The sequence below is a fragment of the Allobosea sp. P2_A10 genome, from assembly GCF_056405115.1.
On sequence record NZ_JBFUCS010000022.1, the window covers coordinates 1 to 13,543 of the forward strand.

The window sequence follows — 13,543 nt, forward strand, 5'->3', positions numbered from 1 at the left end:
CGCGCAGCCTCGACCGCCGCGTTCAGCGCCAGCAGGTTGGTCTGGAAGGCGATGTCGTCGATCACCCGGATGATGTCGGAGATCTTCTTCGAGGCGTCCTCGATGCGCGACATCGCAGCCACCGCTTCGGTCGCGATCGCGCCGCCGCCCTGGGCTGCCTCCATCGCCTCGGTCGCAATCGCCGCCGCCTGCCGCGAGGCCGCGGCCGACGCCTTCACCGACGCCGCAAGCTCCTCCGTCGTCGCCGCCGTCTCTTCCAGCGAAGAGGCCTGCTCTTCCGTGCGCTTCGACAGATCGTCGGCGCCCATGTTGATCTCGCGCGCCGCCAGGCCGACATCCGACGACGTCACCTGGATCGTCCGCACCGTCGCCGAGAGACGGTCGACGGTCTCGTTGATCGCGCCTTTCAGTTCGGCGAACTTGCCGCGATAGGCCGTCTCGACCCGGTGCGTCAGGTCGCCATCGGCGACCGCCTGCAGGGCCTGGGCAAACTCGCTCGTCGCCGAATCCACCACCGCATTGATCTCGTTGATCCCCGCAACCAGCTTCTGCATCTGCTCGTCGGCATGCTCGATCTGCAAACGCGCCGAGAAATCGCCGGCGGCCGCCGCGGAGACGACGTCGCCGACGTCCGTGACGACCAGCGCCATCGATTCGGCGGCGCGCAGGCGCCGCGCCGAGGCCTCGCGCTCCTGCTCCTCCAGAGCGCGGATCCGCAGGCCGTTCTCCTTGAAGACGATCAGCGCGGCAGCCATGGCGCCGATCTCGTCCTTGCGGTCGCCATGCGGCACGGCGACAGCGAGATCGCCCTCGGCCATGGTCTGCATCGTCTGCGTCATGCGCCCGATCGGCCCGGTGACGCGCGAGCGCACCACCATGAAGCCGAAGCCCGCCAGCATCAGCGCGCCGAAGAACAGCGCGGAGTATTTGGCCAGCCTCAGAGAGGCGGCATCGGCCGAGGCCGAAGCCTGCCGGTTCAGCATATCGATGGCGATGCTGGCGACGTCGCTGACCGTGTCGAGCGCCGGAATGACCGATTCGCGCCAGGTCTCGGTGCTCATCGTCGAGGTCGAGCCCGTCGTCAGCGTCTGGATCAGCTTGTCTTTGAGCTCCTTGAACGGCCCGGCGAAATAGGTGGCGTCGGCCTTGGCGATGGCGGCCTTGATCTCGGGCGCGGCCTGCGGCGTGTTGGCGATGCTGCGGACCGAGGTCCAGCCAAAGGTTCCGCGCGCCTCGGCGATCATCAGCGCGCTGGTCTCCTTGGTGTCGAAGGGCCGGTTCTGCGCGAGGATGGAGCTCAGCATCTGGCCGGAGGTGCCGACCACGGCGCGCACCGACCAGGCCAGCGAGCGTGTGATGATCAGTTCGGACAGACCGGGGTTCAGACTGCGGATTTCCGCCTCGACCGCGGTGGACGCATTCTCCAGGCTCTGCAGGTAGCTCTCGCCGACGCTGAGCACGCGTGCGGGCAGGGCCTTGTCGCGCCCCGCCGGTGCGAGCTTTGCTTCCGCGTCGACCGTTTCACGCAGCTTGTTGTAATCGGCGAAGCTGCCGCGCAGCGTCGAGGTTCCCGTCTTGAGGTTGGTCGAAACCGTCTTGTCGAGGGTTGACTGCGCCAGGACCATCGCCGCATCGACTTCCTTGCGGCGGCTCATATAGGTCGAGATCGAGCCCTGGTTCTTGTCGGGCGCCTGGATGATGGCGGTTTGCAGCGAGGCGCGCTCATAGCGCGCGCTGACCAGCGCATCGAACAGGTTCTTGTTCAGCCTGGAGAGACTGGATGCCTGAACGGCGGCGTCGTGCTGCCAGTAGGAGGTCCACATCTGCTGGCCGCTGAGGGCCGCCACGAGCAGGCCCATCACGCCGATCAGGCATGCGAGCGTCGTCCTGATCGACAGGCTGGAAATCAATTTCGTCACGCGAGCCCCCGCTACGCCAAGGAGCACGCCCGAGGGGGCGCGCCATTTGGTTAAGAATGGGCGCAAAGCCTTGAAATTGTGTTTACTTTAATTTTACCAACTCAGGGTTGGTTCTGCCGTTTCGGCAACCTACAGATTGAATACGCGATGCGGCACGAACTCGCCGCTCTCGACGGAACCGGTGGCGATCAGCACGCCGCCAGTGGTCGCGTAGACCGCGCCAGCCTCGACCGGAGCGTCGCGCCCGCGCAGCAGCACGCTTTGGCCGCGCTTGATCCGAAGTGCGGCGTCGCGGTGCATCGCGATTTCCGGAATCAGCGAAAGCGCGGCGCTGACGGGTAGCAGCGCCGCAGCCGCGCCTTCGCTCGAATCGCGCAGCATCTCCACGGTCGCCGCCTCGCTCACGCTGAACGGCCCGACGCGCGTGCGCCGCAGATGCGCGACATGGCCGAGGCAGCCAAGCGCCAGCCCGAGATCGCGCGCGATCGCCCGGACATAGGTGCCCTTGCCGCATTCGGCCTCGAAGGTCGTGGTCTGCGTCGTATGCGCGACGATGCGCAATGCGTCGATCTCGACGGGTCTCGCCTCCAGCACGACCTCCTCGCCCTCGCGGGCGAGGTCATAGGCGCGCTCGCCGGCAATCTTGATCGCCGAGAACTTCGGCGGCACCTGGCTGATCGTGCCGGTGAAGCGCGGCAGCAGCGCGGCGATGGCGGCCTCGTCGGGGCGTGCGTCCGAGGTCGCGATGACCTTGCCCTCGGTGTCGTCGGTGTTGGTCTGCGTGCCCCATGCCACCGTGAACTGATAGGCCTTGCGGCCGTCCATCACGAAGGGAACGGTCTTGGTCGCCTCGCCGAGCGCGATCGGCAAAAGGCCCGAGGCGAGGGGATCAAGCGTGCCGGCATGGCCGGCCTTCTTGGCGGAAAAGGCGCGCTTGACCACGGCCACCGCATGGGTCGAGGTCATGCCGACCGGCTTGTCGAGCACGATCCAGCCATGCACGTCGCGCTTCTTGGGACGCGGAGCGAAGCTGCGGCCTTCCTCTGGCGGAGTTGACGCAGGCTCGTCCGCAACGGTGCCGAGGTCACTCATTGCCCGGCTCCCGCTCGCCCTGTTCGATGACGAAGGGTTGCTTCAGGATGTCCCGCCGGACCTTGTCGGAATAGAGCAGCGCATCGACGCGCTCGGCCTCGGCGAAGCTCTCGTCCTGCAGGAAGCGGATGTCTGGCGCGAACTTCAGGTTCACGCGATGGGCGATCTCGCCGCGGATGTATTTCTTATGCGCGTTCAGCGCCTTCAGCACAGGAGCGACATCGCCGCCGCCGAGCGGCATGACGAAGCAGGTCGCGAGCTTGAGATCGGTCGAGAGCCGGACTTCGGGCACGGTGACGACGTGCTTGGCCAGCACCTCGTCATGGATGTCGCCGCGCGCGAGCAGTTCGGCAAGCGCGTGGCGGATCAGTTCGCCGATGCGCAACTGGCGCTGGTTCGGGCCGGAAGGTTTGGAAGGTCTTGCCATGGTTCTCGTTCTCCGGGATCGGACCGGATCAAACGTCATGGCCGGGCTTGGCCCGACCATCTCTTGAAGGATGAGGCGCTTGAAAGGCGCTCCGTTCGTCACGGGATGGCCGGGTCAAGCCCGGCCATGACGCGTTCCTTAAGGAAGCGACCGCCTTACAGCGTCCGCTTGATCTCCTCGACGCGATAGCACTCGATCACGTCGCCGGCGCGCATGTCCTGATAGTTCTCGAACGACATGCCGCACTCCTGGCCCGCCACCACTTCCTTGGCGTCGTCCTTGAAGCGCTTGAGCTGGGCGAGCTTGCCCTCGTGAACCACGACGTTGTCGCGGATCAGGCGGACATTGGCGCCGCGCTCGATCGTGCCGTCGGTGACGCGGCAGCCCGCGATCTTGCCGACCTTCGAGACCGCGAAGATCTCGAGGATCTGCGCATTGCCGAGCATGGTTTCGCGCAAAGTCGGAGCGAGCAGGCCCGACATCGCCGCCTTCACATCGTCCACGAGATTGTAGATGATGTTGTAGTAGCGGATTTCGACGCCGGCCCGTTCGGCCGCCTCGCGCGCTTCCTTGTGGGCGCGCACGTTGAAGCCGATCACGGCCGCGCCCGATGCCTGGGCCAGCGTGATGTCGGATTCGGTGATGCCGCCGACGCCCGACTGCAGCACGCGGGCGCGCACCTCCTCGTTGCCGACCTTCTCTAGCGTCCCAACGATGGCCTCGACCGAGCCCTGCACGTCGCCCTTGACGACGAGCGGGAACTCCTTGCGGCCGGCGCCCTCCTTGAGGTCGCGCATCATCTCGGCGAGCGAGCGGCCCGCCGCCGATCCGCCGCCGCGCGCGGCGATGCGGTCGCGCTTCTGGCGCTCGCGGTAATCGGTGATCTCGCGGGCGCGTGCCTCGGATTCGACCACCGCAACGCGGTCGCCGGCCTCGGGCGTGCCGTTGAAGCCGAGCACCTCGACGGGCAGCGAGGGCGGGGCCTCCTTGATATGGGCGCCGGTGTCGCCGATCAGGGCGCGGACGCGGCCCCATTCCGAGCCCGCCACGACGATGTCGCCGGTGCGCAGCGTGCCGCGCTGGACGAGAACGGTGGCGACCGGGCCACGACCACGGTCGAGCTTGGCCTCGATCACGGTGCCTTCGGCCGGCCGGTCGGGATTGGCCTTGAGGTCGAGCAGTTCGGCCTGAAGCGCGATGGCTTCGAGCAGCTTGTCGAGGTTCTTGCCGGTCTTGGCCGAAACCTCGATTTCCAGCGTCTCGCCGCCGAGCGTCTCGACCTGGATCTCGTATTGCAGCAGCTCGGAGCGGACGCGCTCAGGCGAGGCGTCCGACTTGTCGATCTTGTTGATCGCCACGATCAGCGGCACGCCGGCGGCCTTGGCGTGGTTGATGGCCTCGACCGTCTGCGGCATGACGCCGTCATCGGCCGCAACCACCAGCACGACGACGTCGGTCACCTTGGCGCCGCGCGCGCGCATCGCCGTGAAGGCGGCGTGGCCGGGCGTATCAATGAAGGTGACCTGTGCGCCCGAGGGCGTCTTCACCTGATAGGCGCCGATATGCTGGGTGATGCCGCCGGCCTCGCCGGTGACGACATGGGTCTGGCGGATCGCGTCGAGCAGCGAGGTCTTGCCGTGGTCGACATGGCCCATGATGGTGACGACGGCCGGGCGCGGCAGCAGCGTGTCCTCGGGATCGGCGATGTCGAACAGGCCGCCCTCGACATCGGAATCGGCGACGCGCTTGACGGTGTGGCCCATTTCCTCGGCGACGAGCTGGGCGGTGTCGGCGTCGATCACATCGGTGATCTTGTGCATCGCGCCCTGCTTCATCAGCAGGCGGATGACGTCGACGCCGCGTTCCGTCATGCGGTTGGCGAGTTCCTGGATGGTGATCGTCTCCGGGACGATCACCTCGCGCATCACGCGCTCCTTGGCGACGTCCGAGGCGCGGTGCCCGGTCATGCGCTGAACGCGGCGGCGGAAGGCTGCGACCGAGCGTGTCCGCTCGTCGTCGCCGCCGGTCGCGGTCGACAGCGTCAGGCGGCCGCGCGGCTTCTCGCCGACCTTGGGTGTCTTGGGCGCGGGCACGGGCGCTCCGCGCGGCGGACCGCCGGCAAAGCCGCCGGGACGACGGAACGCGGGACGCGCCTCGCCGTCATCGGGCCGGCTGCGCGGCGCGGCAGCCGAAGGCGCCTGCCGCGTCGGGCGCGTGATCGCAGGTTCGGCGGGGGCCGTCGTATCGACGGGGCGCGGCGGGCGCGGGCTGTCGAGGCGCGGCGGGCGGGAATCCAGACGCGGCGGACGCGCGCCGATATCGCGCATCGGCGAGCGCGGCGCGAAATCGGGACGCGGGCCTGACGGCGCCGGTCGCGGAGACGGCGTGTAGCCGGCCGAAGGGGCCGGGCTACCGCTGCTGTCGGCCTGCTGCGGTGCGGGCGTGAATTCGCGCGGCGGCTGCGGCGCGCGCGGGGCCTGCGGTTCGTCCATGCGCTGACGGGCGGCGCTTTCGGCGCGGCGCTTGCGATCGTCTTCCTGGCGGCGACGCTCCTCTTCCTCGCGCTGGCGGGCGAGGGCGGCTTCGCGCTCCTGGCGTTCCTGGTCGGCGACCTGAGCGCGCTGGCGCGCCTCGGCTTCGGCCACGCTGCGGGCTTCCGCCTCGCGAACGCGCGAATCGGACAGAACGCGCTGGCGGGCGTCCTTCTCCTCGTCGGAGAGGGTGCGCAGCAGCATGCTGCCGGCTGGGCGCTGCACAGGGGGCGCCGGCGGCGTGGGCCGGGGCGCGGCCTGCTGGACCTGAGGCTGGGGCGCACGCACGACGGGCGCCTGCTGGACCTCGGGTCCGGCGACGCGCCGCTTGACCTCGACGACGACCTGCTTCGAGCGCCCATGCGAAAAGCTCTGCCGGACAGTGCTCTGTTCGACAGGACGCTTCAACGTCAGGGTCTTCGGGGGGCCGACCGTCAAGGTCTTGTCGCCCGGGGTCTTGGTATCGCTCATTACTCGTTCGGTCCCGCCGGTTCGGTCGTCAGTTCGTCTGTATCTTCGGAAGCAGCCGCGTCATCCGGCTCCACCGCACCGGCGTCGTCCGTCCGGTAGCGGACGAGCCGACGCCAGCGGGAGAGGAAACCCTCGGCCGCTGGACCCGGAGCAAGCGCCGCATGTATCACATGTGCCCGCCCCAACGCCAATTCCAAATCCATGCTCGCGAAAATTGCCACGATGGGCACCTTTCGCGGCTTCAACCCGTCCTCTTCGCGGGCCAGTTCAGCCCGGCGCAACGCTTGGCCGATCTTGCGGCGACCATCCTCGGCGCCGTCGCTGGCCGCGATCACGGCCTTGCAGCGGCCCGATCCGACCATCGCCTCGACCTTGGCGAAACCGGCCTGGACCAGTCCCGCCTTGTTGGCCATGGCCAGCGCCTGCTGCGCATCCCTCAGCATCAGCCCGTCGATCATCGCCGCCAGATCGTCGGGCACCGTGATCTTCGCCTTCAGCGAACGCTCGAACGCCTTGCGCTTGACCGCCTCCGTGACAGTCTTCGCACTCAGGCTCGTCCAGACGCCACGGCCGGGCAGCTTGCGCCGCAGGTCGGGCGTCAGCACGCCATCGGGCCCGACCACGAAGCGGATCAGGTCATCGGGCGACTTGACCGCCCGGCTGACCACGCAACTGCGTTCCGGGCCGTCCGTCTTCGTCTCGCGCGTCGAGACAGCCCGTTGCATCGCGGCGATCCAGATCAGGCCTCGGCCTGCTCGGCCTCGGCGTCGCTTTCCTCGACCAGCGCCTCGATCCAGCCTGCCTTCACGCGAGCGGCCATGATGATGGCCTCGGCGTCCTGGCGGGACAGGTCGTAGCCGTCGAGATAGCCGGCGTGGCGGGTCGATTCCCCGTCCTTGCGCTCGGTCCAGCCGACGAGATCGTCAGTAGCGCAGCCTGCGAGATCCTCGACGTTCTTCACGTCGTTCTCGCCCAGCGATACCATCATCGATGTGGTGATGCCCTCGACCTCGCGCAAGGCGTCCTCGACGCCGAGCGCCAGGCGCTTCTCGTCGAGTTCGGCTTCGACGCCTGCGAGATATTCCTGCGCGCGCGTCTGGATTTCGCCGGCCGTATCGTCGTCGAAGCCCTCGATCGAGGCGAGTTCGGAGAGATCGACATAGGCGACCTCCTCGACCGTGCGGAATCCTTCCGACGCCAGCAACTGGCCGACGGTCTCGTCGACATTGAGCGCGTTCATGAAGATTTCGGTGCGGCTCAGGAACTCCTTCTGGCGGCGCTCCGACTCTTCGGCCTCGGTCAGGATGTCGATGTCCCAGCCGGTGAGCTGCGAGGCGAGGCGGACATTCTGGCCGCGACGGCCGATCGCAAGCGAGAGCTGCTCGTCGGGCACCACGACCTCGATCTTGTCGGCCTCCTCGTCGAGCACGACCTTTGCGACCTCGGCCGGCTGCAGCGCGTTCACCACGAAGGTCGCGATATCGGGCGACCACGGGATGATGTCGATCTTCTCGCCCTGCAGCTCGCCGACGACGGCCTGCACGCGCGAACCCCTCATACCGACGCAGGCGCCGACCGGGTCGATCGAGGAATCGCGTGAGATCACGGCGATCTTGGCGCGCGAGCCCGGATCGCGGGCGACCGCCTTGACCTCGACGATGCCGTCATAAATCTCCGGCACTTCCTGGCCGAAGAGCTTGGCCATGAACTGCGGATGCGTGCGCGACAGGAAGATTTGCGGGCCGCGCGGCTCGCGGCGCACGTCGTAGACATAGGCGCGGGCGCGGTCGCCGACCTTGAAGGTCTCGCGCGGGATCATCTCGTCGCGGCGGATGATGGCCTCGCCACGGCCGAGATCGACGAAGACGTTGCCGTATTCGACGCGCTTGACCGCGCCGTTGACGATCTCGCCGATACGATCCTTGTATTCGTCGTACTGACGGTCGCGCTCGGCCTCGCGCACCTTCTGCACGATGACCTGCTTGGCCGACTGGGCGGCGATGCGGCCGAAATCGAAGGGCGGCAGCGGGTCGGCGATGACGTCCCCGACCTGGGCTGCCGGATTGTGACGCTTGGCCTCGTCGACCGTGATCTCGGTCGCGCCGTTCTCGACCAGCTCGACCACCTGGAGATGGCGGGCAAGCCTGAGTTCGCCGGTCTTGGTGTTGATCTCGGCATGAACGTCGGTCTCGGCGCCGTAGCGGGAGCGCGCGGCCTTGGCGATCGCATCCTGCATCGCATCGACGACGATCTGCCGGTCGATCGACTTTTCGCGGGCGACCGCGTCTGCGATCTGCAGCAGTTCGAGCCTGTTGGCGCTGACGACCATGGCGCTTACTCCTCTTCGTTTTCTGGTTCGTGCGGAACCGGCGCGGGCGTCTTGCGCGGGCGTGGTCCCAGCGATTTCCCCAGCCCCTTCTTCGGGCTGGCAATCTCATCGGCCGAGGGCATTTCAGGCGGCAGGCCTGATTTGCCCCGGCGCAGCGACTCGGTGACGAGCGCGTCGGTCAGCACGAGGCGGGCATCGGCGATCAGCTTCATCGGGATCGCGACGTCGCGCTCCTCGTCGGATTTGGCGTCGTCGCGGGCGAGCAGGGCGTTGCCGCCCTCGACGCCGCGCAGAATGCCGCGAAAGCGCTTGCGGCCGGCGACAACCGTTTCGGTGTCGATCTTGGCGAGATGGCCGGCCCAGCGCTCGAAATCGCCAGCCCGCACCAGCGGCCGGTCGATGCCCGGCGACGATACTTCTAGATGATAGGCGACCTGCACGGGGTCATCGACATCCAGCGCCGGCGAAACCGCCTGACTGACGGCCTCGCAGCCCTCGACATTCATCGTCCCGTCCGGGCGCTCGGCCATGATCTGGACGGTGCAGCCATTCTGCCCGGTGACGCGGACACGCACGAGCCTGTAGCCGAGATCGGCGATCGCCGGTTCGACGATGGCCGCCACGCGTGCCGCCACGCCGCTCTCGACGACGATGCGCGCATCCGCTTCGGTTGTGTGTTTCGGCTCGTTCATGCCCTGGGCGCCTGCCTTGCTCCGGCAGGGCTGCGCCCAACAAAAAAGAGCGGGCCTTCCGGCCCGCTCTTGATCATCGGCTCATACCGAAACCAGAGCTGTTAGCCGCTGTTTAGTCCGGGTTGACGATCCACGCAAGGTCTCGATGCATCGGCCAGCAATTCCCGGTTTCTCCGGTCGCGCTAACCGGCTGGTCATTCTTCTGCGTCATGATGCACGCCTGAGTAGTAGTGAGGATGCGTGATGAGTTCGGTCAGTGCGCTGTTGCGCGACCTCGAAGCGACGATGCTGCGCGGATCAGGCGACGATCGCGTCCAGATCCTGTCGCGCCTCACGGATCTTTTCCTGAGCACGGCCGCAGTCATGGAAGACGACCAGGTCAGCATCTTCGACGTGGTCATCGGCCGGCTCTCGCGCGCCATCGAGCAGCGCGCCCGCATCGAGCTGTCGGAACGTCTCGCTCCCGTTCCCAATGCGCCCAGCGGCGTCGTCCGCCAGCTCGCGCTCGACGATATCGCGGTCGCCCGTCCGATGCTGGTCGGCTCGAAGCGTCTGACCGACCAGGACCTGGTGGCGATTTCGGCGGCCAAGGGCCGCGACCACATGCTTGCGATCACGGAGCGGCCCGATCTCGGCGAGCCGGTCACCGACTTTCTGATCCTGCGCGGCGGCCGCGTCGTCACGCATGCGGTGGCGGCCAACCAGACCGCACGGTTCTCCCGTCACGGCATGGGCGTGCTGGTGATGCGCGCCGTCCAGGACGACGCGCTCCAGGCGACGCTCGGCTCACGCGGCGACATTCCGCCCGAACTCCTCGATCAGCTCATGGCCGCCGCCAAGAATTCGGCAAGGCGTCGCCTGAACGCGACGCTGGAGCCCTCGCTTGCGGGCGCGGTCGATACCGCCGTCGAGCGCGGCGCGCAGGCCGTCGCGGCGCAGGCGCAGATGCAGGACGGGCTTGGCGAGGTCAGCGCGGCGCTGATCGAAATCAACCGTCTCCACGAGGCGGGTCTGCTCGACGAGGCGAAACTGGTCGAGTTCGCCAGCGCCGGCGCAGTCGAGCATGCGATGTGCGCGGTCGCGGTCATGGCCCAGCTTGGCCTGCCCGCTACGGAGCAGATCATTCTCGGGCCGGATCGCGACGCCGTGCTGCTCGTCGGGCGGGCGCTCGGCTGGTCCTGGGAGACGACGCGTTCGCTGATCGGCCTGCGCAAGGATCACGGCAAGTCCGACGCGGCGATCGAGCGCGCCCGCCAGAGCTTCCGGAATCTGAACACCACCACGGCCCAGCGCGTGCTCGGCTTCCTCAGGATGCGCGACGCACAGCCGTGAGATAGCTCGGCACGCGGCCTTCCCGGACCGCCTTCGCTTCGTAGCGTGTCCGCACCCAGCCCGGATAGGGCTGGCGCCAGTCGTCGGCGCGCTCGTCCGTCCAGTCGAAATCGGGTGAAGCCAGCAATCGCGACAAGGTCCAGCCGACATAATCGTCGATGTCGCTGGCGAAGCGGAAGCGCCCGCCCGGGCGCAGGGTCCGCGCGAACAGCCCCAGGGTCCGCTCCGAGACAAAACGGCGCTTGCGCTGCCGGCGCTTGGGCCAGGGGTCGGGATAGAGCAGGTCGATCGCATCGAGCGAGTCGGCCGGCAGGCGCGGCAGCATCAGCGCGGCATCGCCGTCCCAGAGCCGGATATTGGTCAGACCGTCGCGCTCGATTGCGGCCAGGAATTTCGCCATGCCGTTGATATAGGGCTCGACGCCGATGAAGCCGATCTCCGGGCTCTCGCGCATCCGGTGCAACAGGTGTTCGCCGCCGCCGAAGCCGATTTCGAGCCGGACCCCGGTCACCGGCGTCGCAAACAGCATCCGCAGATCGGCGATCTCACCCTCCGGCAGGCGCAGTCGCGGCAGGGCGCCCTCGATCTGCGTCGCCTGGCCATCGCGCAGGGCCTTGCCCTTGCGGCGGCCGAAGAAGCTGCGATCGGGATTGAAGTCGTCGGTCATGGAAGGCGGTTCTCGCAGCCTGATCATTCCCGGGTAAAACGCGCCGTCATTCCGGACAAGCCGCGAAGCGCGTCGATCCGGAATGACGGCATGGTCGTAGCGAGAACCGATAAAAGAAAAAGGCCGGAGCGATCGGCTCCGGCCTTGTCGGATGGCCCGATGGGCAATGGATCAGGCGACGGCCTTCTTCAGCGCGTCGACGAGATCGGTCTTCTCCCAGGAGAAGCTGCCGTCGCGGCCGGGCTTGCGACCGAAATGGCCATAGGCCGCCGACTTGGCGTAGATTGCCTTGTTGAGCTGGAGATGCGTGCGGATGCCCCGCGGCGTCAGGTCCATAACCTGGCCAAGCACAGCCTCAAGCTTGGCCTCGTCGACTTTGCCGGTGCCGTGCAGATCGACATAGATCGACAGCGGCTTGGCGACGCCGATCGCGTAGGAGAGCTGGATCGTGCAGCGCTCGGCGAGCTTGGCCGCGACCACGTTCTTGGCGAGATAACGCGCCGCATAGGCCGCCGAACGGTCAACCTTGGTCGGGTCCTTGCCCGAGAAGGCGCCGCCGCCATGGGGAGCAGCCCCGCCATAGGTGTCGACGATGATCTTGCGGCCGGTCAGGCCGGCATCGCCGTCGGGGCCGCCGATCACGAACTTGCCGGTCGGGTTGACGTGCCAGACCGTGTCCTTGGTAATCCAGCCTTCCGGCAGCGTCGCGCGGATGTAGGGCTCGACGATCTTGCGCACGTCGGCGGAGCTCAGGCTCGCATCGGTATGCTGGGTCGAGAGCACGATCTGGGTCACGCCGACCGGCCGGCCGTTCTCGTACTTGACCGTGACCTGGCTCTTGGCGTCGGGGCCGAGCTTGGCTGCGGAGCCTTCCTTGGCGTGACGGGCCTTGGCCAGCACTTCGAGGATCTTGTGGGCGTAGTAGATCGGCGCCGGCATCAGCTCGGGCGTCTCGCGGCAGGCGTAGCCGAACATGATGCCCTGGTCGCCCGCGCCTTCGTCCTTGTTGCCGGCGGCGTCGACGCCCTGGGCGATGTCGGCCGACTGGGCGTGCAGCAGCACGTCGATCTTGCACTTCTTCCAGTGGAAGCCGTCCTGCTCGTAGCCGATCGCCTTGATCGCCTTGCGGGCGACCGACTTGACCTTGCTCTTCATCGCCTTCTCGTCGAGCGAGGTGCGAACCTCGCCGGCGATGACGACGCGGTTGGTCGTGGCCAGCGTCTCGCAGGCGACGCGCACCTGGGCGGAGTCCATGCCGGACTTGGCGGCTTCCTTGAAGAACAGGTCCACGACTTCGTCGGAGATGCGGTCGCAGATCTTGTCGGGATGGCCTTCGCCGACGGATTCGCTGGTGAAGAGATAATTCTGGCGGGACACGATCGAGACATCCTTGAGCATCAGGGAAGCGGATCGCCGGCCCTGTAGACGGGAGGCCGGCTCGAAAACGGGCAACGTCATTGCAGCGGACGCGTTCGGCGTCAAGCACGGCAATCCGTTTATCGGGAGTTTCGTTCGTCTCAAAGAACGAAAAGCGCCTTGGATCAGGCGATTCCGCTGTCTTCCTCAGCCAGCGCCTCGACGAGATCGACGATGCGGCGGCGCACGCGCCCGCTCTTGATGCGGACGAACGCCTTGGTCAGCTGCACGCCTTCGCTGGTCGCCATGAAGTCCGAGACGTAAGCCGTGGAGGCTGCATCGGAGAAGCCGCCCTGGGGCATGTCGCCGGTGGGGGCGCCGTCGAAGAAGAAGGCGACCGGAACATCCAGCATCTTGGCGATCTGCTGGAGACGGCTCGCGCTGATGCGGTTCGAGCCCTTTTCGTATTTCTGGACTTGCTGAAAAGTCAGGCCGAGGCCCTCGCCGAGCTTTTCCTGGCTGACGCCGGCGAGCATCCGGCGCATCCGGACCCGGCTTCCGACATGGCGGTCGATCGGGTTGGGAATCTTCTTGATCATGGATCGACTGCCCTCGGGTCAGCTGCGCCGCCACGATGCCTTGCTCAGGCCAGACGCTCGTAGTCAAGCAATTTACATCGTTCTATGTCGAACTACCATCCTGTTTGCCGATAAAAGTTCCAAATGGG

Annotated in this window: 11 protein-coding genes; 1 reads left to right on the forward strand and 10 read right to left on the reverse strand. The window is 67.2% G+C overall.

Annotated elements, in window-relative coordinates; genetic code table 11:
• The 7 genes from AC1DZY_RS23045 to rimP form a co-directional block, all read right to left on the reverse strand.
• A partial coding sequence (locus tag AC1DZY_RS23045) for a methyl-accepting chemotaxis protein (RefSeq protein WP_476822494.1) occupies positions 1–1,919 on the reverse strand: 1,919 nt, incomplete at its 3' end.
• A 129-nt stretch (positions 1,920–2,048) separates the two neighbouring features.
• Positions 2,049–3,011 (reverse strand): tRNA pseudouridine(55) synthase TruB, encoded by a 963-nt coding sequence (truB, locus tag AC1DZY_RS23050; RefSeq protein WP_476822495.1) that lies wholly within the window; start codon positions 3,009–3,011, stop codon positions 2,049–2,051.
• Positions 3,004–3,438: a 30S ribosome-binding factor RbfA gene (rbfA, locus tag AC1DZY_RS23055; RefSeq protein WP_476822496.1), complete on the reverse strand. Its 435-nt coding sequence runs from the start codon at positions 3,436–3,438 to the stop codon at positions 3,004–3,006. Before rbfA ends, truB begins: the two co-directional genes overlap by 8 nt.
• A gap of 155 nt (positions 3,439–3,593) precedes the next feature.
• On the reverse strand, positions 3,594–6,440 hold the full coding sequence (gene infB, locus AC1DZY_RS23060) for a translation initiation factor IF-2 (protein WP_476822497.1): 2,847 nt from the start codon (positions 6,438–6,440) through the stop codon (positions 3,594–3,596).
• Positions 6,440–7,165, reverse strand: coding sequence for an RNA-binding protein (locus AC1DZY_RS23065; RefSeq protein WP_476822498.1), 726 nt, complete (start codon positions 7,163–7,165; stop codon positions 6,440–6,442). The genes infB and AC1DZY_RS23065 overlap by 1 nt, the downstream gene beginning before the upstream one ends.
• Positions 7,166–7,179: 14 nt before the next feature.
• Entirely contained in the window at positions 7,180–8,769 is a 1,590-nt protein-coding gene (nusA, locus tag AC1DZY_RS23070; protein WP_476822499.1) for a transcription termination factor NusA, read from the reverse strand.
• 5 nt (positions 8,770–8,774) lie between these two features.
• The gene (rimP, locus tag AC1DZY_RS23075; protein WP_476822500.1) at positions 8,775–9,461 is read right to left on the reverse strand and encodes a ribosome maturation factor RimP; all 687 of its coding nucleotides are present in this window, start codon (positions 9,459–9,461) and stop codon (positions 8,775–8,777) included.
• Positions 9,462–9,704: 243 nt separating this feature from the next.
• Here rimP and AC1DZY_RS23080 point away from each other — a divergent pair, with 243 nt between their 5' ends.
• Positions 9,705–10,793, forward strand: a complete 1,089-nt coding sequence (locus AC1DZY_RS23080) for a DUF2336 domain-containing protein (protein ID WP_476822501.1) — start codon at positions 9,705–9,707, stop codon at positions 10,791–10,793.
• Here the strand turns inward: AC1DZY_RS23080 and trmB are convergent.
• The 3 genes from trmB to AC1DZY_RS23095 all read right to left on the reverse strand — a co-directional run bounded on the left by trmB (position 10,768) and on the right by AC1DZY_RS23095 (position 13,415).
• The gene (gene trmB, locus AC1DZY_RS23085) at positions 10,768–11,460 is read right to left on the reverse strand and encodes a tRNA (guanine(46)-N(7))-methyltransferase TrmB (protein ID WP_476822502.1); all 693 of its coding nucleotides are present in this window, start codon (positions 11,458–11,460) and stop codon (positions 10,768–10,770) included. The two genes, AC1DZY_RS23080 and trmB, sit on opposite strands and share 26 nt — an antisense overlap.
• A 171-nt stretch (positions 11,461–11,631) precedes the next feature.
• On the reverse strand, positions 11,632–12,837 hold the full coding sequence (gene metK / locus AC1DZY_RS23090; protein WP_476822503.1) for a methionine adenosyltransferase: 1,206 nt from the start codon (positions 12,835–12,837) through the stop codon (positions 11,632–11,634).
• A gap of 164 nt (positions 12,838–13,001) precedes the next feature.
• A complete protein-coding gene (locus AC1DZY_RS23095) occupies positions 13,002–13,415 on the reverse strand; it encodes a helix-turn-helix domain-containing protein (RefSeq protein ID WP_476822504.1) in 414 nt (137 codons plus the stop codon).
• Positions 13,416–13,543 lie beyond the last annotated feature (128 nt).